This window comes from Ligilactobacillus murinus (assembly GCF_003288115.1).
Taxonomy (GTDB): Bacteria; Bacillota; Bacilli; order Lactobacillales; family Lactobacillaceae; genus Ligilactobacillus; species Ligilactobacillus murinus.
Genome location: NZ_CP023565.1, coordinates 1,341,373 through 1,363,315 on the forward strand (window position 1 = coordinate 1,341,373; position 21,943 = coordinate 1,363,315).

Below are 21,943 nucleotides of genomic sequence, written 5' to 3' on the forward strand. Positions count from 1 at the left end.
GAGAGTTTACTTATGGAAATGAAGAAAGTTATTACGGGAGCTGCCGCGTTATCTGGTTTAGTTGCATTGGGCCAAACAGCAAATGCTGATGAAGTTGTCGTTAAAGCCGGCGATACAGTATCTGAATTAGCCCTTAAATACAACACAACGATCGATGCGATCCAACAAGCTAACAAATTACAAGATGTAAACTTGATCTTCGTTGGTCAACGCTTAGAAGTTGGTAGCAACGTTTTAGCTGAAGCTTCACAAGCTGCACAACAACAAGCTCAACCTGCACAAGCAGCTCCACAAGCTCAAACTCAAGTCCAAGAAGCACAACCTGCACAACAACAAACACAACAAGTGCAAACAACGACTCCACAAACGCCAGTAAACGATGCTGAAGCAAGTGCTAAAGCTTGGATCGCTAACGTTGAATCAGGTGGTTCTTATACCGCTCAAAACGGCCGTTACTACGGTAAGTATCAATTGACTAATTCTTACCTTGGCGGAGATTACTCCCCAGAAAACCAAGAACGTGTAGCCGATAACTATGTTGCCAATCGTTACGGTTCTTGGCAAGCAGCTAAGTCATTTTGGCTTGCTAACGGCTGGTACTAATATCAGTTAAATATAACTTTACGGACTCAAAAAAATTTTGAGTCCGTTTTTTGCGTGGTTAAGCCAATAACACAATATCTAGCGATTAGCAGAGTAAAATTTATACTACATGTTGTGTAAATTGTGGTATACTGATATCACAATCAAATTAGAAGGGGTTTTATTCTGATGGCTTTAGATCTATATACAAAAGATAACTGCATCCAATGCAAGATGACCAAGAAGTTTTTAATGGAGAATAATATTGAATTTGGAGAACATAATATCTCCGATCATCCAGAATATATCAACTACCTAAAAGAAAAAGGTTTACGCACAGTTCCAGTTTTAGAACAAGATCATGCACCGATCATCAATGGTTTCCGGCCTGATCTCTTAAAGAAGCTGGCAGCTCAATGAAAATAATTTATTTTAGCGTCACCGGGCAGACCCGACGCTTCATCAAAAAACTTGGACCTACCGTCGATGCCACTGAGATCGATCCGGTGGACCCACTTTTTATGGTAAATGAACCTTTCGTCTTGATCGTACCGACCTATGAAGATGAGATCACTTACCCTGTAACTGAATTTTTAGAATACGCAAATAACGCTGCATCATTAAAAGGGATCGTCGGGACCGGCAACCGTAATTTTGCAGAGTTATTTATTTTTACAGCTAAAAACTTGGCTAAAAAATTTAATGTTCCTGTGCTCTATTCATTTGAATTCAATGGAACACCCACAGATGTCCAAAATTTCAAGGAAGCGGTGAATAAACTTGAGTCTTAAAGATATCGATATCAACAACGTTACGTACTACGATCTAAACAACCGGGTCAACATTCCCTTAAACGGTCAGATCCAACTCGACCAAGACAAAGCAGCTTTAAGCGCCTTTTTCAAGGAAAATGTCATTCCTAATACGATGACCTTTGCTTCACTTAAGGAACGCTTTGACTATTTGCTAGACAATAACTATCTTGAAACACAATTTATCCAAAAATACGATTTTGCCTTTATTGAAAAGCTCTATGCGCAGTTAGAAGCAGCTGATTTTCGTTTCAAGACCTTTATGGCAGCTTACAAGTTTTATACCCAATATGCGCTAAAAACCGATGATGGTAGTTATTACTTGGAAAGTTTCATCGACCGAGCTGCGATCAATGCTTTGTACTTTGCTGACGGTGATGAAAGCTTAGCACTTCAACTAGCTGATGAGATCGTTCACCAACGTTATCAACCAGCAACTCCAAGCTTTTTGAATGCTGGGCGGGCCAGACGTGGTGAATTAGTTTCTTGTTTTGTTTTACAAGTTACCGATGATATGAATTCGATCGGCCGAGTGATCAACTCCGCACTTCAACTCTCACGGATCGGAGGTGGCGTCGGGATCACCTTGAGTAATCTTCGTTCAGCTGGAGCACCGATCAAAGGGATCAAGGGGGCTGCTTCTGGGGTCGTGCCTGTCATGAAATTACTCGAAGATAGTTTTTCTTACTCCAATCAGTTAGGCCAACGTCAAGGGGCTGGTGTCGTTTATCTAAATGTTTTCCATCCCGATATCATCGACTTTTTAGCTTCTAAAAAAGAAAATGCCGATGAAAAGATCCGGGTCAAGACATTATCTTTAGGGGTGCTTGTACCCGATAAGTTCTACGAATTAGCCAAGCAAAATGCTGATATGTATCTCTTTGATCCATACGATGTCGAAAGAAAATATGGCACACCTTTCTCTTATGTCGATATTACAGCGCAATACGATAACTTAGTCAACGACCCTGATATCGCTAAAAAGAAGATCTCTGCTCGCTTGCTCGAAGAAGAGATCTCAAAATTACAACAAGAATCTGGCTATCCTTATATCGTCAATGTCGATACAGCTAATAAAGCCAACCCGATCAAAGGTAAGATCATCACCAGCAATCTTTGCTCTGAGATCTTGCAAGTTCAAACACCATCTTTAGTTAATAATCAACAAGGCTATGATGTCTTAGGAACTGATATCAGCTGTAACTTGGGCTCGACTAATATCACTAATTTGATGGACTCCCCTGATTTTGGGCGCTCTGTCGAAGCCATGACACGCGCTTTGACCTTTGTGACCGATCATTCAGATATCGATGTTGTCCCATCTGTGCAACACGGCAACCGCCAAGCTCACACGATCGGTCTAGGCGCTATGGGCTTACATGCCTTTTTAGCTAAAAATCAAATGCACTATGGTTCACCAGAAGCTTTGGAATTTACCAGCTTATACTTTATGTTGCTCAACTACTGGACCTTAGTTGCTTCCAACAAGCTCGCCAAAGAACGCCAAACTAGCTTTGTTGGTTTTGAAGAAAGTGATTATGCTAATGGTAAATACTTCACTAAGTATTTGACAAAAGACTTTACACCACATTTTGAAAAAGTCAAAGCACTCTTCAAAGATATCTTCATTCCAACTAAAGCCGATTGGGAAAAATTGAGTCAAGCAGTCAAACAAGATGGACTCTACCATCAAAACCGCTTAGCCGTAGCACCAAATGGTTCGATCTCATATATCAATGATACGACTGCATCCCTTCAACCGATCATCAACAAGATCGAAGAACGCCAGGAAAGAAAGATCGGTAAGATTTATTATCCTGCACCATATCTTTCAAACGAGACTTTACCATACTACACTTCGGCTTACGATCTAGACATGCGTAAAGTGATCGATACTTATGCATCCGCACAACAACATGTTGATCAAGGAATGAGTTTAACGCTCTTTATGCGTTCTTCGATCCCAGCTGGACTCTATGAATGGAAAGATGGCCGAACTGATAAGATGACGACTCGTGACCTCTCGATCCTTCGTAACTATGCTCACCATAAACAGATCAAGTCGATCTATTATGTCCGCACGTTCACTGATACACAAGATGAAGTCGGAGTCAACGAATGCGAAAGCTGTGTAATTTAGTGAGGTATTTGAAAAATGGAAAACTATAAGGCAATCAACTGGAACAATTTAGAAGACCAGATCGATAAAGCAACTTGGGAAAAATTGACCGAACAATTTTGGTTAGATACTCGGATCCCTCTTTCAAATGACTTAGCCGATTGGCGGGAATTTTCCGCTGCTGATAAAGATGTTGTGGCTAAAGTCTTTGGGGGCTTAACATTATTAGATACTTTGCAATCTCAAGATGGGATCGCAGCGCTTAAAAAAGATATCCGGACGCAACAAGAAGAAGCCGTCTTCAACAATATCGAATTTATGGAATCAGTGCACGCTAAGAGTTACTCCTCGATCTTTTCAACTTTGAATACGCCTAAAGAGATCGCAGAGATCTTTGCTTGGACTGATTCAAATGAGATCTTGCAATACAAAGCACAAAAGATCAATGATATCTATCAAAACGGAACACCTTTACAAAAGAAAGTTGCTTCCGTATTCTTGGAAACATTTCTCTTTTACTCTGGTTTCTACACTCCACTCTACTGGTTAGGGCATAATAAACTCGCTAACGTAGCGGAGATCATCAAGTTGATCTTGCGTGACGAATCTGTACACGGAACTTATATCGGCTACAAGTTCCAATTGGGCTTTAACGAATTATCCGAAGAAGAACAAGAAGAATTCAAAGGCTGGATGTATGAACTTTTGTATGATCTCTACGAAAATGAAGAAAAATACACCCATTTACTCTATGATCAAGTCGGCTGGAGCGATGATGTTTTGGTCTTTTTACGTTACAATGCTAATAAGGCTTTGATGAATCTAGGGATGGATCCGCTCTTCCCTGATACCGCCGAAGATGTTAATCCTGTCGTTATGAACGGGATCTCAACTTCGACTTCCAATCATGACTTCTTCTCCCAAGTTGGTAATGGTTACTTACTTGGTAACGTTGAAGCTATGCAAGACAGTGACTATGAATTTTAATACCCTATAAATAACAAAGTTCCCATCATGAGGTGAAACTACGCCTCATGATGGGAACTTTGTTATTTACTGTAATTTGCAATTATCACCAAAAGTAAAAAACATCCAGGCATACACCTGAATGCTCAATGTCTATTGTAAAAATCTCGGTAAGAGCAAATTACGTCTGTTGTCCTTTTTGAGATGTTTTTGGTTGACAGTCATCGTCACCAAGATCATCGCATCGACTAGCGAAGTCCGTTTCCGATAAGCCGTATATTTGGCGCTCCATTTCGTAACATATTTGTTCTTATAGGAACGTAAACCTTGAAAAGCATAGAAACGATCACCATATTCAAAGACAAAGCGCGCAACTCGTTCACCGATAAAGCTAAAGCGTGATTCACCAACATTTGATAACGGCGCCATCCCCATATCAAAGTATTCATAGCCCTGTTCTTTTCCATACTCGAATAAACTGATAAAGATCTTATCCATGATCCCAGAGGGTGCATCTTGACTGTGACGCATCAGATCGATCGATAATGTCTTTTCATCCATTGGCATCATCGACGCAAATGCGACCAGTTTACCTGAAGCATCACGGATCAAACAGACTGGAGCTTCATTCAAATAATCTTCATCAAAGAAGCCTAGTGAAAAGCCCTTTTCTACTTGTTTACCTAACCAACTATCCGAGACAGCTTGAAGTTCAGCCATCAACTCATCAGTAAATGGTGGTTCAATAAAGCTAAATTCATAGCCTTCACGTTCAAATTTGTTCATCAAAGCACGTTGCGCCCGCCGTTTTTTACCTTGGAGCGTAAATTCACTGAGCTTGACTAAGCCTTCTTCACCCGTCTTGATAAAGTCAAAGCCGTATTCATGTAATAACATCGTAAAGCTCTCATTGATCTCATAAAAGACCAACTGATAGTCATAATTATCCGCTTCTTGCATGAACGCTTGAACAGCTTCTTGGAGATAAGCATGATCTCCCACCGGTTCACCCATGATGATCAATTTATCGGTCTTGATCCGGTACATGAAAAAGAGTTTATCTTCGCCGTCTTCTGTGTAAAAATATAACTCTTTATCCTGCAAAAAGGCTAGGTGACTAACTTCATTACCGCCAAATTTTTCGATCACCGCACGCACCCGTTTTTTATCAAAACCAACATTTGCAAAAATATCTTTCCCACTGCACAAATAGTTACTGATCAATAATAAAACACACGCTGCAAGTAAAAGACCTAAAAAGCCAGAAAGCCAGATACTTTGCGCCGGAAATAAAAAGATCGTTGGCACACGATGATGATTGATATAACTTGGTGAGTTGATAAACCCAACGATCGCATACAAGAAAAAGATCCCAGCAAAGATCGAGCCGTCCACGATCTTTTTAGTGATCGAATAGCGTAGTTGCTTACGGTAGAGCTCTTTACGTGACAAGGCGACCATCACTAAGATCACACCTAAAAAAATAGCTAAAGTTGGGGTATAAACGCGCCACAAAGTATTAACGATCCCGATCACTAAAACGATCAAGGTCGGCCAATATGCTTTTTTGACCTTAGCTTCGATCCCACGCGCCATCCCGATCAAGGCAAATGCAAATACGATATCAGTCAACTGGTTAATAAATAAAAAGGTGTACGGATATAGTTTTGCTAAAAATGAATTTGAATATGCCCAATTAGGAATAGCTGCTTCTAATAATAATAAGATCCCAGAAACATATAAAAAAGCGGTCAATAACATATGGGCCGTCTTTTGCAAGATCAACTTAGGGATCCCATTTAACTTATGATTGACTTGACTGCCTGCATAGTGGACAAAAAAGCTCAAGCCGATCCCAAAAGGAATGATGTAATAAAACAAACGGAAAAACAAGAGCCAGATCACGGCTTGTTCCGTCGTGACGCCAAATGGTAGTAATCCGATCATCATGAAAACATCAAATGAGCCTAGGCCCCCTGGCACCATAGAGATGATCCCTAATACCGATCCTGTAAAATACAACGCTAAGACAGCAGCATAATTCGCATGTATTCCGAGTTGTTCACCGATAAAGATGAAAAATAACGCTGCAAAACCCCATTCTAATAATGAAGCTAAGATCAAGATCAGTTCTCTTTTTAAAGTCAGATCCTTAAAGAAATCACCTTGCTTGAATTTAGTCGTTAAAAACAAGAGCGGAAAATACAAGCCACCACCGATCAGCCAAGGCCAATATCCCTTTAAATGTGGTCCTAGATCAAACCAAAAGATCAAGCCTAGTGAGACCCAACAGTATAGCGATAGACCTGCTAATAAAAATAAGGCGATCTTAGATAATGCATAGATGACCTGCTTTTTACTAGCATTTTTGTGATAAAAATCAGCCCGTAAAGCTGCTCCTAAAAAGCCACCAAAGCCAGCAATGTTTGTCGCGGTATTGGTGATCCACCCACTGCGTAAGATATACCACGGACTGTATTTATCTGGTAAAAATTTAACGATCGAAAAATCATACAACAGCATAGGACTGACCGCAATAATACCAGCACCAAGCATTAAAATAATGCTAAACAATGATTGATCTGCGAGCCCTTGTTTTACTTGATACCAATCGACCTCGCGAAAAATTTTTCCGATTTCAAAAGTTACAAAAATCAATACTGAAAGGACAAAAATTAATTTCAGAATAGTTGCTCTTTTTTCAACGAAGCTTTTCACCTGCTGAAATGCTTGCTTCATTTTTGTAAGACCCCCTTGTAATTTATACTTTCTTAATTATACCATATGCCCCACTAAAAAAAGGCCACCCATAACAGGTGACCTTGAGAAGTTATAAACTCCAGTCTTCTTTTGGTCCTATCGGTACGATCCCCGATGGATTTAAGTCTAATTGTCCGCGATAATGATGAACTTTGATATGCTCAAAGTTAACTGTCTCTGCTACGCCTGGTGTATTATACAATTGCCGAACATAGCGCCATAAATTAGGATAAGCACTCAAAAGTTTGAGGTTACATTTGTATAGCCCATAAAAGACGATATCAAAGCGTACTAAGAAAGTAAAGAGTTTCCAGTCAGTCTCAACGGGTGCATCACCCAGTAAATACGCCTGGTCTTTTAAGCGCTGTTCTAAATCATCTAGCATCGTAAACACTTGTGCGACTGCTTTTTCATATTCAGCTTGGGTTTTAGCATCTTTAGTCGCATTGACCTTAGCATAAAATGAATCGCAGTAAACATTTAATTCATCGATCTGGGCACGTAAAGCCTTAGGATAGTAAGCGGTGTGATCTCCCGTCAGTTCATCAAAAGCAGACTCTAGCATCCGCATGATGTCCGCTGATTCATTATTGACGATCTGCCCCGTCTGTTTATCAAATAAGACCGGTACACTAGCGATCCCAGTATAATCAGCTTTTGCTTTGGTATAAACTTCTGGCAATGATCTGGCACCAAAGATCGGATCAGCGATCGTACCTGGAAAATCACTGAATTGCCACCCATCAGCCCCCAATACCGGATCAACGACTGATAGGCCGATATAGTCTTGTAAACCCTTGAGACCACGCATCAATAAAGCCCGATTTGCCCACGGACAACCGTAAGAGACATACAGATGGTAGCGACCCTTCTCAGCCTTGAAACCACCTTTGCCAGTTGGGCCGGCTGAGCCATCTGGCGTGATCCAATTACGAAAACCAGGATCGACTTGAATATCTTTTCCCTCAGCTCGCAGTTGGGCTAAACTTTTTTGTGTCCATTTACCGTTAACTAAAGTACCCATATTTTGACCTCTTTTCTTCACTCATAGTCTTATTGTAGCCTTTTCTCGACAAATGCTTAACTTATTTGCTTAGTCTCTAAAATCTGTACTTTGACTCAGATCTAGGTGTGCATTTACTTCAGTTACGACCTCATTTAACTTAGCTTGCAGTGCTTGAATCGCTCCACTCCCCAAATATAAGCGCACCGGTGGTCGTTTCATTTGAGCGACTTTAACGATCGCTTCGGCTACCCGTTTAGGAGCGCCACTTTGGTTGTGATTGAGGCGTTTTAGACCAGCCATCGTGTCACGTACGACTTGATAATCACTAGTCGTTTTAGCTGGCTCTCTCAATGAGGTTTGGTCTAAAAAGTCTGTTCTAACGCCCCCTGGAGCGATCGCTGTCACTTTGATCCCAAATGGTTCTACTTCAGCTGCCAAAGCTTCACTTAACATGATCACTCCTGCCTTAGTTGCCGAATAGATCCCTTGCGTTGGCCCCGTAACTGTACCTGAGATCGAAGCTAGGTTGATGATGTTTCCTGCCTTTTGCTTTCGCATCTGAGGTAACACGGCTTGCGTCATACTGAGTAAGCCAAAGAAATTAACATCAAAGTTTTTTTGACCGCTGACAACTCAACTTCTTCGACCGCACCTAACAATGCATAACCAGCATTATTGACTAACACATCTATGCGACCATACTTTGCAATAACTTGCGCTACAGTCGTATCAATACTCGTTTCATCAAAGCCATCTCAACTGCCCAGAAGTTTTTACTTGTTTTTCCAAGCTCTGTCGCCACGGCTTGAGATACTTTTTGGGCATCGCGTGAAGTCCCAACGACTATATTTCCCTCTTTAAGAGTCGCAAGTACGATCTGAAGCCCGATCCCCTTAGAAGCCCCGTCACTAACCATACTTTTTGTTCCATTTATAAATACATCACAGCTTATCCTAAAATATTTTTTGTATATTTTAGCCCACACATCACAAACTGTCAACAAAAATCGCACACAATAAATATTTATATGACTAATTCATCAATCTTTTCATTCAATGAATCAACTAACTTTTGATTAATTTTTCCTGTTTCATTTCCTTAGTTAAATTCTTAACAAATTGAGTAATATCTCCCTATCTAAAACTAGTTGCTTTTCGGAAATTCTTACAGCAAGTTGAGAGGGATCCGATAAGTTCTTTTTCAAAATTAAATAAGGGCATACATATTAATCCTCTACTTCAAATTTTGGTAAGCTGTTGATTAGATCGATCGTTTGAATTGAGACGTTAATAATTCTTAACAATAGATTAAAGATATATTTTTCATCATTACTATAATCATTTGGATCATCAATAATACCTGATTTTTTGTCTGTCTTGACTTGATACTGATCCATAATCCATTCAATTGCTGAACGTCCATTAACAACATATTGGTAAGCTTTTTCTGGAATATTGCTGATAGTAATATCACTATTATAAATAATAGTTGAACTGTCATTGACTGATTTACCGTTCTTATCACGTTTTTTAGCAAATTTCATCTTAGTTACCTTATAAGATGTCTGCTCTGATAATTGAATATCCACACCTTTATAAACTGGAACTTCCTCATAGTTGAGATGCAAATCCATGAGTGCTCTACCAATTTCAACATATTTTTCTTTGTTTTTGACAATCGGAATACGTGCTAAGTCTTTTTTTAAATCATTAGCATATTTTTCCTGATATTCACGAGAATTAAGCAGACCATAAACATAGGCAAAAGTATCATCTAAACTTAATCCAAGCTTAGCAGCAAAAGCTTGATTCATATTATCATTAGACTGAAAAAGTGCTGTTTCATCGATTTCATTATCATAACGCATGAAACCTTGACCTGTATCCATTGTATGCTGATTTGGTATTAGATTACTCACAAGAACTGAGAAATCTCTTGATACTCCACGTCCAGTTGTATTGATAACAAGATTATCTTGACCGAATTTATTGTAGTAAAGACGAGTCCTTTCAATTACTGGATCATCATAGTAAAGCCACTTTTTAGTAAATGGTCTATAAAGTGACTTAACGATTTTTGAACTATTAAATACAATATCTTTGTTTTGTCTAATCCTTTCTTCAAGTCTAAAAGACCAATTAACATAAGAGTTATCTCTATTTAACAGTTCTTTCCTTTCGTCACCAGATATATTCTCTAATCTTTTCAACTCGCTATTATAATTTTGAACAAGTCTTTCTGTATTTTTAGTTACTCTTTCCTTTGAGTAACCATACACCCATGAATCACGACTTGTTAAAATACCCATAGAATTCTTTAAGAAAACAGAATCCCGCTCACCAGCTAGAACAGCATACTTCTGATAATTCGGATCTCGTTGATTAAGCCAGTCGTTATTGTTATCAGGTGTAATCTCTTGCCAATCAATAGCTGAAATGTCCCCAAAATCAGAAATAATGTTGAGTTTTTCCTTCTGTGATAAGTAGTCGCCAATATCATGATAGTGAAGTTCATGGCTGTCAGAACCATCTTTAACAAGAATAGAAATGGCTACTGGTGTTCGACTACCTGAGCCAAATATTTTTCCACCTTCCCTTCGAGATTGTTCACCAAGAGTGCGTTGGTCACCACGAAGGTTAAAGATATAGAGATGGTTAAATTCTTCATAAAGCCCAGCACGTAAGCCGTCTGCTGAGTTGGTATTCAAATAATTACCATTGGTTACAAAACCAATCACTCCGTTGTCTTTGAGTCGGTCAGACGCCCAACGGAAAGCTTTTACATATGAATCATAAAGCCCTCTTGTTGATCCTGCATTTGATTTTGCCACATAGGTATCCGCCAAGCGTTTATCCAACTTCGGATAAGAAATATTTTGATTATTATCATTCTGACTGCTTTGACCAATAGAGTAGGGAGGGTTACCAATAATCGCTGTAATCGGCTTTTCTTGTTGGCGTTTGAGACGCTCATCATTTGTCCCAAAGAACGAATCATCAAGTGTGTCTTCTTGTTCTGTAGATTCAAAGGTATCTGTAAGGACAATTCCTTCAAATGGTGCATATGGTTCCTCGCCATTAATATCATCAAATACCGCCTCGATATTGATAGCAGCGATATAATAACTTAAAAGAACTATTTCATTCGCGTGAAGTTCTTGCGTATATTTTCTTAGAATATCACTATAAGTGATTTCACCCTTATCCATAAGAGTTTTAAGATATTGTAGCGTGCGCGTAATAAAAGTACCTGTTCCTGTAAATGGATCAAGAATATGAACACTTTCGCTTGCTAATGTTTTACCAAAATGTTTACGTAAGACTACATCAACAGATCTAACGATAAAATCAACTACTTCAACTGGTGTAAAGACAATTCCTAGACGTTCTGTTGTTGACTTGAAACCAGTAGAAAAGAATTTATCATAAAGAGTGATAATAATTTTTTGTTTAGCTTGTGCATTATCAATCCCTTCAGCACGTAAACGAACAGATTCATAAAATGGTTGCAATTCTTTTTGTTCTTTCTCAAAGCCATATTGAGAGAGTTCGTCAATAATTTTTTCCATGGCTGAGCTAACAGGATTATTCTTAACAAAACTATACTCACCAAATAAAGCATCAAATACTGGTAAGGTAATCAAGTGTTGAGCCAACATTTCAATAGCTTGTTCTTGGTCAATGGATTCATTGATATTATGCTGTAAACTACGTAGAAAACGCTCAAAAGCTACCTTGCTATCTGGGTTTTGCTCTAAAATAATCTTAATTCCCTGAATGTGGCGGCGTGCAATATCAGCAACATCTTTAGACCAGTCTTCCAGATAACGTCTATCACCCACTTTTTGAACAATTTTACCGTAAATAGCACCTTCTACAGCTTCCCATTCTAGTTCTAATTCAGTTTGATAAGGTTTAAATGATTCTTCAATAACCGTTCCATCACCATTTATATTAAACTCAGGATCATCAGGTGCACCACCAACCCCAATAACTTGGATATTTTTAGGCTTAGACTTGTTCAATTCCAACTTATTAATAGTAGCTTCAAAACGTTCATCTACTGAACGCAAGGCATTAAGAACTTGCCAAACGACATCATACGATTTATTGTTGTCCAAGATCGTTTCTGCTGTTTCTCCCGCAGGAACTACAATTGGAAGAATAATATAGCCATATTCTTTACCTTCAAATTTGCGAATAATACGACCGACGGCTTGAACAATATCAACTTGTGATTTGCGTGGTGATAGGAAAATAATAGCATCTAGATTAGGAACATCAATCCCTTCGGTTAAGAAACGTACATTCGATAAAATGCGTGCTGAATTTTCTGGGATATCATCGCTTGCCAACCAGTCTAATGCTTCATTTTTTTCAAGTGCATTCATACCACCGTCAACATGCCGAACATTTACAGAATAACCTTCTTCACTATCAAGATAATCATTCACAACACTTTCAAACTGCTCAGAAAGACGTTGACTATCCTTGATAGTGCGTGAGAAAGCAATGGCACGCTTCATAGGTTCACCAGAAACTTTATTTGTAAAACTTTCTCGCTTAATCATTCCATTCCAAACACCAATAATACGACCGACATCATCAATATTTAAACCATTTTCTGAGTCAGCTAATGATTTTTGCATATCTTTTTGGACAACTGTTTCATCTACGGCTAACACCATTAGTTTATAATCTGTCAAAATATCATGACTGATAGCATCACCAAACCCTAAACGATAAAAAACTTTACCATATAAGCTCTCATCATCCATACTTGAAATAACTATTGAATTATCTTTAGCTTTTTTCTTAGCATCCATACCATATAGTTTTGGAGTCGCTGTTTGATAAAGTCGCTTTTTGCCCTTAACATTTAAATTGCTATGTACTTTAGTAAAAACAGAAACTTCCTCTCCTAGTGCCTTAGCCCCTGTTGTTCGATGAGCCTCGTCTCCAATAATAAGGTCAAACTCAGGAAAACCGTCTTTTTGAGCCTTTCCAAGGACATCGATAGATTGATAAGTACTAAACACAACCAGCAACTCTTTTTTGGGTTGCGTCATCAACTCTTGATAATTTTCAACCACTTTTTTAGCAGAAGTTGTAGCAGGATAACCGATATCACTTGCCTTTACAACAAAATTTGATTCATCTTGCTTGACGCTATTCCTACTAGCATTTCTGTCACTTGTGACTGCCATAGATGACATTGTCATTTCGGTGTCGTTATTCCAACCACGCAAAGTTTGAGTGAGTAATTGAATGCTTGGCACAAGATAAAGGACAATATACTGTTCTTTATTGGATTCTTTAGCTAGTGCTTCAGTAACTTTCAAGCTCGTAAACGTCTTACCTGTACCAGGTGCCATGACTAATTGACCACGGTCATTCTCTCTAAAATGGTCTAAAGCACTTTTGATAACATCTTTTTGATAGTATCTCGGTATTTTCTTTTTCTTGATAACAACTGAATCTGGTCTATCAAATGAAAACTGCTCCCAGTCAATTTGAGAATGCCTTAAATCGGATAAACCTATGCGAATAACATCTGAACGATTTGCTAATGCTTTTTCGGCATTTTTCCCCCATTTATCAGTAGAAGCTATAATGATACCTGATTCGTAATAATCCTTACCAAGTTCACTCAAAAATGAATCAATATTAGATTTTTGGATGGCATGGTTATGAAACTTAGCTTGGACGGCAACTAACTCTCCTGTTGTTTTCTCTGCAACAAGATCAACTCCAATGTCAGCTTTTGGAATACCAAATTCTTCAGGTACTTCAGATAACAACCAAACATTTGTAAACTCATTTTGATAAGTTGGCTCATTTTTTAGATATGCCTTAACTAAACATTCAAAATAAGTTCCTCTATCTCGTTGTGTTTCAGCCACTTCATTGATTTGTGAAATTAGATTATCAAAAGTCATTTTAAAAATCCCTTTTCTCTATTGATCAGTAAGGGACTGATGGTGTTAGTATATTACATAGTAATACACTAAGGGTCCCTTACCCAAAATATTTTTTCTATTATATCATGTTTTTTAAGAAAATAAAAAACACCCCACCAAACTTTCGTTTGGTGGGGTGTTGGTGGGGAATGAAAACATTTTCCACCTTATTTTCGCTCTTCGACATTGCAAAAACCTTGCTATGCTGGGATTTCGCAATGTAATTGCGTACCCTTATTATTTAAGAGTAACTTTAGCGCCAACTTCTTCAAGTTTAGCTTGGATTTCTTCTGCTTCTTCTTTAGCAACGCCTTCTTTGATAACGGAAGGAGCGCCATCAACTAAGCCCTTAGCATCTTTCAAGCCAAGACCTGTGATATCCTTAACTGCTTTGATAACTTTAACTTTACCAGCACCTGGATCTGTTAATTCAACATCAAATTCGCTCTTTTCTTCTGCAGCGCCTGCAGCAGCACCTGCAGCTGCAACTGGAGCAGCAGCGGAAACACCGAATTCTTCTTCGATAGCTTTTACTAAGTCGTTTAATTCAAGAATGCTAGCTTCTTTTAAGTCAGCAATGATCTTTTCTGTATCTAAGGCCATTTTAAAATCCTCCATTTTATAGATAATAATTATATATTTTAATTAAGCAATCAGGATGCGCGCATTAAGCTGCATCTTCTTCTTTGCTGTCGGCAACTGCCTTGACAGCGTATGCGAAGTTGCGAACTGGTGCTTGCAATACAGAAAGCAACATAGAAAGCATACCTTCGCGGTTTGGTAATTTTGCAAGAGCGTGGATCTCTTCCAAGGAAACGACCTTGCCTTCGATCATACCACCCTTGATTTCCAAAGCTTCATGATCTTCTGCGAATTTAGATAAGATACGAGCAGGAGCTGTAACATCTTCATCAGCAAAAGCAACAGCTGTAGGACCTGAGAATGTTTCATCAAGACCTTCGTAACCAGCCTTATCAGCAGCACGCTTCAAGTATGTGTTCTTGATAACACGCATTTCAACGCCAGCTTCACGTAATTCTTTACGTAAGTTAGTTACTTCTTCAACTGTTAGACCACGGTAGTCAACTACGACAACAGAACTTGCCTTTTCAAATTTTTCAACAACTTCTTCAACGATCGCAGCTTTTTTAGCGATAATTTCTTTACTCAATTGATTCACCTCCTAGTCATTGTGTCGAAACTCTTTTAAAATAAAAAAGCTCCATGTCCACCAAGACACAGAGAGAATAACCGTAACAATTACTCCTCGGCAGGATATTAAGGCAAACGCCACCTGAGTCTTAGGTAGAATCATATATTGACCTTTAGTATATTATCATGCTATCAAATATACGTCAAGTACTTTTGCAAAATAAATTATATATTTATCGCTACAAAAAAGCCATGGTCAATGACCATGGCTTTTAAGCGACAAACTTATTCTTATAATGAGTTTGTATCAAGTGTAACACTTGGTCCAAATGTTGATGCCAAGGAAACATGCTTGATGTATGTTCCTTTAACAGCAGCTGGACGTAATTTAGCAATTGTATCGTAGATCGCTTGGAAGTTGCCAACTAAAGCAGCTTCGTCAAATGATACTTTACCAACTGGCACGTGTACGTTACCGTCACGGTCTGTACGGTATGTTACTTGACCGCTCTTAGCGTCAGAAACAGCTTTAGCAACGTCCATTGTAACTGTACCAGTCTTAGGGTTTGGCATTAAGCCTTTAGGTCCAAGTACACGACCTAAACGACCAACTTGTGCCATCATGTCTGGTGTTGCGATCGCAACGTCAAAGTCCAACCAGCCATCTTGGATACGTGCAACTAAGTCATCGTCACCGACAACGTCTGCACCTGCATCCTTAGCTTCTTGAGCTTTAGGACCTTTAGCAAAGACAACAACTGTTTGTTCTTTACCTGTACCGTTTGGTAAAACTAAAGCACCACGTAATTGTTGGTCTGCTTGTTTTGTATCTAAGTTTAAGTTAAATGCAACTTCAACTGTTGCGTCGAAGTTTGCAAAGTCGATTTCTTTAACCAAAGCAACCGCTTCGTTAGCTGTGTAAGCTTTGTCTGCTTCGACTTTTTTAGCAGCTTCTAAATATTTCTTGCTTTTCTTTTTAGCCATTAGTGAGTTCCTCCTTGCAAAATGTGGTCTATCGGATATACCTCCCACTTGACAGATCTGCTTTCACAGAAGTGTCCGTCTGAGAAGCATGGCCGTAGAAAATTAGTCTTCTACAACAAAGCCCATGCTTCGTGCAGTACCTTCAATCATGCGCATAGCAGCTTCTACGTCTGCAGCGTTTAGATCTTGCATTTTTGATTCAGCGATTTCCTTAACTTGTGCTTTTGTAACTGTAGCAACTTTGTTTGTGTTAGGTTCGCCGGAGCCTTTTTCTACACCAGCAGCTTTCTTAAGTAAAACTGCAGCAGGCGGTGTCTTTGTAATGAAGTCAAATGAACGATCTTCATAAACACTGATAACAACTGGGATGATCATACCAGCTTGGTCAGCTGTACGAGCATTGAATTCCTTTGTGAATCCCATGATGTTGATACCTGCTTGACCTAAAGCAGGACCTACAGGTGGAGCTGGAGTTGCTTTACCAGCAGGAATTTGTAATTTAACAACGTTGATTACGTTTTTTGCCACGGGTCATTCCTCCTTATTCCGTGTGTGGTACGGATGGTCAGCATATTTGACCTCCCACTTCAATATGCTAAAAGCATACTTATACAATATAACACGCTTTTTTTCAAAAAACAATATTTTGCCCGAAATTTTTTCTGAGCTGAGATCTACATATCCGTAAATGCCTGCAAGGCTTGCTTACCAAATAAAAATTGACCAATCATCTTATCAACTTGGCGATTTTCATGAAGCCGTGAATGCGATGCCTTTTTATCTTTCACGATCACTTCATGGTAGACTTGACGTGGCAACAAATAGCGTAAACTCAAGACCGAATCTAACGAGACTGAGCCATCTGAAGCCGTCCCATTTTCCAGATCACCAGCAATATTCAAAAATTTCGTATCAGGTGAGATGATATAGCGGTGCTTTTTGATCTTACTAAATAGTGGTGCCATCGTAAGCGGTCCGTACTGCGTCAAGGGGCGATATTCGATCTCTTTACCATCTTTGCCAACTTCGGTATCGTTGAATGGTACCCCTAAAGTCACGACTTTTTCTACATGGGGAACACGATCTGCGATCCCAAACTTGCTCAAAAAGTTCAAGACGGTCACACCTCCCATCGAATGCGCAATGATATTTATCTTTTCGATATCATAGTTATTTTTCAAATAACTCATCAAACGCCATAACCAGTCAGTCTGATGGATGATCGACATCCGATTCTTATCAAATAATACTTGGATAAACCCACCAGGGATACCAGGGTCACCCTTGATCTTCAAACGGCCGTCAGCTTTCACCACGATCACTGTGCTTTTTTGCCCCCATCCGTAGTGTTCAAACCGTTTGATCATCAAGCCCGAAGACAAGCGAGTCCCAGCGTATCCATGAATAAATAATGTCGGGACCTGATTTTGGAGCGTCACTTCGCGATTTTTACTCGGTTCTGCTAATTTATACCACTCAAGTGCCACTCCCAAAGCTAACCCGCTAGCCGCTAGAACCGTTGTCTGGACCAATTTATTAGCATCTTTAAGCATATCGCATTCACCTCATTTAAAAAAGACTACAGTATCACACTGTAGTCCTAGATCCTAAACTAGACGCTCAACTTGGTCAAAGTTCAATTCAGCCATTGTTTCACGACCAAACATATCGATCATAACTTTGACTTTTGACTTTTCAGCATCGATCTCAGTGATCTTACCGACCATGCTTGCAAACGCACCATCGATGATCGTCACGGCATCGCCCACTTCAGCATCAAAATCAGCTTGGTGTTGACTACCTTGAAGTTGGTTCAAAATGTGATCGATCTCTTCATCAAGCAATGGAGCTGGCTTACTACCAGCACCATGTGAACCAACAAAGCCGGTTACGCCTGGTGTATTACGTACAACGTACCATGATTGATCAGTCATCACCATTTCAACTAACACATAGCCTGGGAAAGTTTTTAAAGTTTCAACTTTTTCTTTACCCGTCTTAGTTGTTTCAACTTTTTCTTCTTCTGGAACGACTACGCGGAAAATGTAGTCTTCCATCCCCATTGATTGTGCCCGTGATTCCAAGTTAGTTTTGACTTTATTTTCATAACCTGCGTATGTGTGTAATACATACCATTTCTTTTCAAATGATTCTGCCATGTTTTTCTCCTTAATTATGCTTATCATTTAAACTGCAAAATAAAAACCCCCGAATATGTTCGAAGGCCCTGTCCTTAACTAATTGTAACAAAAAAAGGCCGATAATACCAGCCTTTTAAAAATTAGACTAACAAATTGATCACAGCTTGAGCCGCATAATCAACTAACCCAAAGAAGACCGCAAATGCTAACGACATGACTACTACTGTGGTCGTATCACGTCTTGTCTCCTTAGCTGTCAACCAAGTCGTATCCTTCATTGTTTTGATAACACTTTTAATGAATTTCATCTTATATTACGCCTCCATGAACTACTTGGTCTCACGATGGATCGTATGTTTGCCACAGTACTTGCAAAACTTTTTAACTTCTAAGCGTTCTGCGCGGTTAACATTTTCGGTGATCGAATAGTTTCGTGAACCACATTCTGAGCAAGCAAGTGCCACTTTTTTCTTCGACATTCTTTTACTCCTTAGATCTTTATCATTATAACTCTATCAGTAAAGTATGTTGCTGTCAATTAGTTGAAATACTTAAGATTTTCCTTTGTTGCATCTAAAACCTCAGCTAGTTCACCTTGGATGATCGTTCGGTCGACTTCTCCATCTTCACCTGAAGCACAGGTCACCAAAGTTATCATCTTTTTGCCTGGTTCATCATAAATATATTGAACTTCACTTTTATTAACGACTGTTTTGAGCGTCGTCGTATAAACATAGACCTTTTTTTCATCGGTCACATAGATCTTATCGCCTAGCTTGGCATCAGCTAGTGGACCAAAAAGCAATTTGGCGTCTTTCATATGGTGACCAGCTAAGGCATAATTACCTTCAGCTCCCATCTGTTCGCCTTTCTTCATCGTACCAGCGCCTCGTACGAGATCTTCATTATTTAATCCCTCAAAAATCGGAAGTTTTAACCCAACACTTGGCATCGCGATTTTCCCGATAGCAGCATTTTTTGCACTCGTGGCTGCACTAACAACCATTTGACTATCAACAGCTTTGATCTTTTTAAAATCAAAATTTGCCTTTTTGGAGTTTTGATCAGCTTTAACAACTGTCGTGCTGACAGCTGAATTAGTCATATGATCGACTAAGGCATTTTTGATCTGTTGGTTAAAGATCAAAGCTAAGCCGACCACCAACAAAACTACTATCAGACAATACTTTAAAAATTTTTTCATTAGTATTTAGCACCTCACTAAAAATTCAACTTGATATAAAATGGAGCAAATTCTTGTTTAGCTTTTTTTCCTGCCAATTCTTCTGTCGTACCGATAAATAGCTCTTGTCCATCCGCTAACAGCGGCGTGACATTTTCAGCAATTTGTTTTGGTGTTACTTGCTTGACTTCATTAGTTGCCGTCAAAGAATATTCCAAAGTGACCATATATTGATAATTATTTTTTCCTGGCAATAATATTCCTAAAAGCCAAGCACTAGTGACTTCTGGATGCGCCTTTACGATCCGTCTGATCTCATTTTCTAGTATCAGCGTCCCTTGTTCAGGTAGCGTTTTCAGCTTAAAAGTAGCCGCCTTTTTTTGCAAATTTTGGACATAAAAAACGTTGTCCGCCGGAATACTTATATTGCGAGTCGCTTCATCAACTAATAAGCCACTCGCAGCTAAATTTTTTAATTCTTGCGCCAAACGGTCTAGCCCTAGGGCAACTGTACTTAATCCATCTACTTTTAGTAGCTCAGTTGGTTCTGAAGTATAAACTAAAAGCTCTTTTTTATCACCATTTATCTTCACTTTAGGGTAACCATATTCCAAAAGAACATACAGTTTGACATTTCCTAAACAAGTGTAGAATCTTAATGCTTTAGTTTGATCTGCTATATCAGCTACAAAATCATCTAAAGCTGCTAAAAATTCTGTCGTTTTTTGCTCAGTCAACACTTCCACCACTTTCTTTTTTCATTTTGCGTGTCGCTTCAATCACAAAGTTTTCTGGTTGATTGAAATACGGATAAAAGAAGAAATCCGAAACCTTCAATTCATCTATCGTAACTTCTTTTTGGATCGCTAATGAAAGCATGTGTAACGTACCCGCTTGATCTGACTCAGTTGCTATCTGCGCTCCTAAGAGCCGATGCGTTTGTTTATGATACACCAAGCGCAACTTTACGCGATCGTTTTTAAGCATGAACTTTGGTCTTTGCCAAGTTTCATAATCAACATACTCACATGGAATATTATACCGTTCAGCCTGGTTAACGGTTATTCCCGTTGAAAATAAATTTAAGCCAAAAACTTGGACTGCATTTGACGTCTGCGTTCCATTAGATGAAATAGTCTCACCTGCGATATTTTTAGCAGCCACGTAGGCTCCACGCATCGCATCTGAGACAGAAAAATTAACGACTAATTCTTTTAAAATATTTGAATATGATGTTGAACAATCACCAACTGCATAAACATCAGGGTCCGACGTTTGTTGATATTCATTTACGATATAGGCTCCGTTAGTGTATAACTCTAAATGAAATCGTCCCAGTGACGTATTTGGTAAAAAGCCCATCGTTAAAATGACCATATCTGTCAAATATTTGCCTCGATCAGTAATGATCTGGGCAATCTTGCCAGCTTTACCGACATAACTTTGAACTTCTTCTGCCAAACAAAGGTCGATCCCTTTTTCACGTAAACGCTCTTCTACCAAATGCCCAAATTGCTCATCATAATGGGCTGACATCAGATACGGATTAGCATCGTAGATCGTTACATGCTTGCCACGTTTTTGGATCGCTTCAGCCACTTCGATCCCGATATATCCACCACCAATGATCGCAACATTTTTTACATTGTTTAGATCCAAACGTTGATTTACTTCAAGGGCTTCATTTAAATTCTTGATACGATAGATCCCACGCAGATCACTACCACTGATCCCTAAACTAACTTGCGACGCTCCCGTTGCTAACACTAGCTTATCATACTTAACTCCCTGTAACCCTTGTTTATCCCTAAAGATCACTTTTTTATTTCTAAAATCGATCGATTTGACTTGCGCTTTAGTGTGTAGCGCTGCGATCTGCTTACGTAACTCATCATTTTTAATGTAGAAAAAATTTCGATATGAATTGACTTCATTACCTAATAATAACGGTGTACCACAGCTGAGATATCCTAGATCATCACTCTTATCGATCATTGTGATCTCAAATTCTTTTCCGCTATCTATCAAATTCCTAGCCACCGCTAAACCAGCGTGGTTTGCTCCCACGATCACGATCTTTTCTGACGACATTTTCTTTTTCCTTTCCAAATTTATCTTTATCGCAATATAAACGCCCATCAACTTTAAGATCTTCTTTGATCAACGAGCACTCTCTCATGTTCTAATTATACTAAAATCAAGATACGCTGACCACTAGATGAACCGAGAAATCCATTGCACAACGCAAAAACTCTCCGACATTAACTTTGGCGAAAGTT

21 protein-coding genes, 1 pseudogene and 1 other annotated feature are annotated in these 21,943 nt (G+C 39.0%); of the genes and pseudogenes, 5 read left to right on the top strand and 17 right to left on the bottom strand.

All coding sequences use genetic code 11. The features are described 5' to 3' along the window. Positions 1 to 12 precede the first annotated feature (12 nt). The 5 genes from apf (at position 13) to nrdF (ending at position 4,500) form a co-directional block, all read left to right on the top strand. Entirely contained in the window at positions 13 to 603 is a 591-nt protein-coding gene (gene apf / locus CPS94_RS06790) for an aggregation-promoting factor (protein WP_089135271.1), read from the top strand. A gap of 168 nt (positions 604 to 771) precedes the next feature. Then, the gene (nrdH, locus tag CPS94_RS06795; RefSeq protein WP_004051414.1) at positions 772 to 1,002 is read left to right on the top strand and encodes a glutaredoxin-like protein NrdH; all 231 of its coding nucleotides are present in this window, start codon (positions 772 to 774) and stop codon (positions 1,000 to 1,002) included. Then, positions 999 to 1,373 (top strand): class Ib ribonucleoside-diphosphate reductase assembly flavoprotein NrdI, encoded by a 375-nt coding sequence (nrdI, locus tag CPS94_RS06800; RefSeq protein ID WP_004051412.1) that lies wholly within the window; start codon positions 999 to 1,001, stop codon positions 1,371 to 1,373. The genes nrdH and nrdI overlap by 4 nt, the downstream gene beginning before the upstream one ends. Beyond that, positions 1,363 to 3,534: a class 1b ribonucleoside-diphosphate reductase subunit alpha gene (gene nrdE / locus CPS94_RS06805; protein ID WP_112286440.1), complete on the top strand. Its 2,172-nt coding sequence runs from the start codon at positions 1,363 to 1,365 to the stop codon at positions 3,532 to 3,534. The genes nrdI and nrdE overlap by 11 nt, the downstream gene beginning before the upstream one ends. Before the next feature lie 15 nt (positions 3,535 to 3,549). Next, entirely contained in the window at positions 3,550 to 4,500 is a 951-nt protein-coding gene (nrdF, locus tag CPS94_RS06810) for a class 1b ribonucleoside-diphosphate reductase subunit beta (RefSeq protein ID WP_089135273.1), read from the top strand. Positions 4,501 to 4,632: 132 nt separating this feature from the next. On the opposite strand, the gene mprF is transcribed toward nrdF, so the two are convergent. From mprF to CPS94_RS11715, 17 genes and pseudogenes are all read right to left on the bottom strand, one after another. Next, on the bottom strand, positions 4,633 to 7,218 hold the full coding sequence (gene mprF, locus CPS94_RS06815; protein WP_112286441.1) for a bifunctional lysylphosphatidylglycerol flippase/synthetase MprF: 2,586 nt from the start codon (positions 7,216 to 7,218) through the stop codon (positions 4,633 to 4,635). Between the two features lie 91 nt (positions 7,219 to 7,309). Continuing rightward, a complete protein-coding gene (locus tag CPS94_RS06820; RefSeq protein ID WP_004051406.1) occupies positions 7,310 to 8,263 on the bottom strand; it encodes a glutathione S-transferase family protein in 954 nt (317 codons plus the stop codon). 69 nt (positions 8,264 to 8,332) lie between these two features. Beyond that, positions 8,333 to 8,931 (bottom strand): annotated as a pseudogene (locus CPS94_RS11580) (SDR family NAD(P)-dependent oxidoreductase). Between the two features lie 32 nt (positions 8,932 to 8,963). Beyond that, complete coding sequence (locus CPS94_RS11590; protein WP_238145330.1) at positions 8,964 to 9,161, bottom strand: SDR family oxidoreductase; 198 nt, start codon at positions 9,159 to 9,161, stop codon at positions 8,964 to 8,966. Between the two features lie 309 nt (positions 9,162 to 9,470). Further along, on the bottom strand, positions 9,471 to 14,183 hold the full coding sequence (locus CPS94_RS06830; protein WP_112286442.1) for a DEAD/DEAH box helicase: 4,713 nt from the start codon (positions 14,181 to 14,183) through the stop codon (positions 9,471 to 9,473). A gap of 258 nt (positions 14,184 to 14,441) precedes the next feature. Beyond that, positions 14,442 to 14,807 (bottom strand): 50S ribosomal protein L7/L12, encoded by a 366-nt coding sequence (rplL, locus tag CPS94_RS06835; RefSeq protein WP_004051402.1) that lies wholly within the window; start codon positions 14,805 to 14,807, stop codon positions 14,442 to 14,444. Positions 14,808 to 14,871: 64 nt separating this feature from the next. Beyond that, positions 14,872 to 15,375: a 50S ribosomal protein L10 gene (gene rplJ / locus CPS94_RS06840; RefSeq protein WP_056958288.1), complete on the bottom strand. Its 504-nt coding sequence runs from the start codon at positions 15,373 to 15,375 to the stop codon at positions 14,872 to 14,874. Between the two features lie 33 nt (positions 15,376 to 15,408). Further along, positions 15,409 to 15,528: a sequence feature (ribosomal protein L10 leader region), on the bottom strand. A 119-nt stretch (positions 15,529 to 15,647) separates the two neighbouring features. Next, entirely contained in the window at positions 15,648 to 16,340 is a 693-nt protein-coding gene (rplA, locus tag CPS94_RS06845; RefSeq protein ID WP_004051393.1) for a 50S ribosomal protein L1, read from the bottom strand. Positions 16,341 to 16,442: 102 nt separating this feature from the next. Further along, on the bottom strand, positions 16,443 to 16,868 hold the full coding sequence (rplK, locus tag CPS94_RS06850) for a 50S ribosomal protein L11 (protein ID WP_004051392.1): 426 nt from the start codon (positions 16,866 to 16,868) through the stop codon (positions 16,443 to 16,445). Positions 16,869 to 17,014: 146 nt separating this feature from the next. Beyond that, positions 17,015 to 17,893, bottom strand: a complete 879-nt coding sequence (locus CPS94_RS06855) for an alpha/beta fold hydrolase (protein WP_112286443.1) — start codon at positions 17,891 to 17,893, stop codon at positions 17,015 to 17,017. 54 nt (positions 17,894 to 17,947) lie between these two features. Then, positions 17,948 to 18,499, bottom strand: coding sequence for a transcription termination/antitermination protein NusG (nusG, locus tag CPS94_RS06860; protein ID WP_112194382.1), 552 nt, complete (start codon positions 18,497 to 18,499; stop codon positions 17,948 to 17,950). 122 nt (positions 18,500 to 18,621) lie between these two features. Further along, a complete protein-coding gene (secE, locus tag CPS94_RS06865) occupies positions 18,622 to 18,789 on the bottom strand; it encodes a preprotein translocase subunit SecE (protein WP_004051387.1) in 168 nt (55 codons plus the stop codon). A 21-nt stretch (positions 18,790 to 18,810) separates the two neighbouring features. Next, positions 18,811 to 18,960 (bottom strand): 50S ribosomal protein L33, encoded by a 150-nt coding sequence (gene rpmG, locus CPS94_RS06870; RefSeq protein ID WP_005918839.1) that lies wholly within the window; start codon positions 18,958 to 18,960, stop codon positions 18,811 to 18,813. Positions 18,961 to 19,019: 59 nt separating this feature from the next. Then, positions 19,020 to 19,685: a class A sortase gene (locus tag CPS94_RS06875; RefSeq protein ID WP_112286444.1), complete on the bottom strand. Its 666-nt coding sequence runs from the start codon at positions 19,683 to 19,685 to the stop codon at positions 19,020 to 19,022. A 17-nt stretch (positions 19,686 to 19,702) separates the two neighbouring features. After that, the gene (locus CPS94_RS06880) at positions 19,703 to 20,404 is read right to left on the bottom strand and encodes an enhanced serine sensitivity protein SseB C-terminal domain-containing protein (protein ID WP_112286445.1); all 702 of its coding nucleotides are present in this window, start codon (positions 20,402 to 20,404) and stop codon (positions 19,703 to 19,705) included. Continuing rightward, on the bottom strand, positions 20,394 to 21,755 hold the full coding sequence (locus CPS94_RS06885; protein ID WP_112286446.1) for an FAD-dependent oxidoreductase: 1,362 nt from the start codon (positions 21,753 to 21,755) through the stop codon (positions 20,394 to 20,396). The genes CPS94_RS06880 and CPS94_RS06885 overlap by 11 nt, the downstream gene beginning before the upstream one ends. Then, positions 21,697 to 21,828, bottom strand: coding sequence for a hypothetical protein (locus CPS94_RS11715; protein WP_255201211.1), 132 nt, complete (start codon positions 21,826 to 21,828; stop codon positions 21,697 to 21,699). Before CPS94_RS11715 ends, CPS94_RS06885 begins: the two co-directional genes overlap by 59 nt. Positions 21,829 to 21,943: the final 115 nt, after the last annotated feature.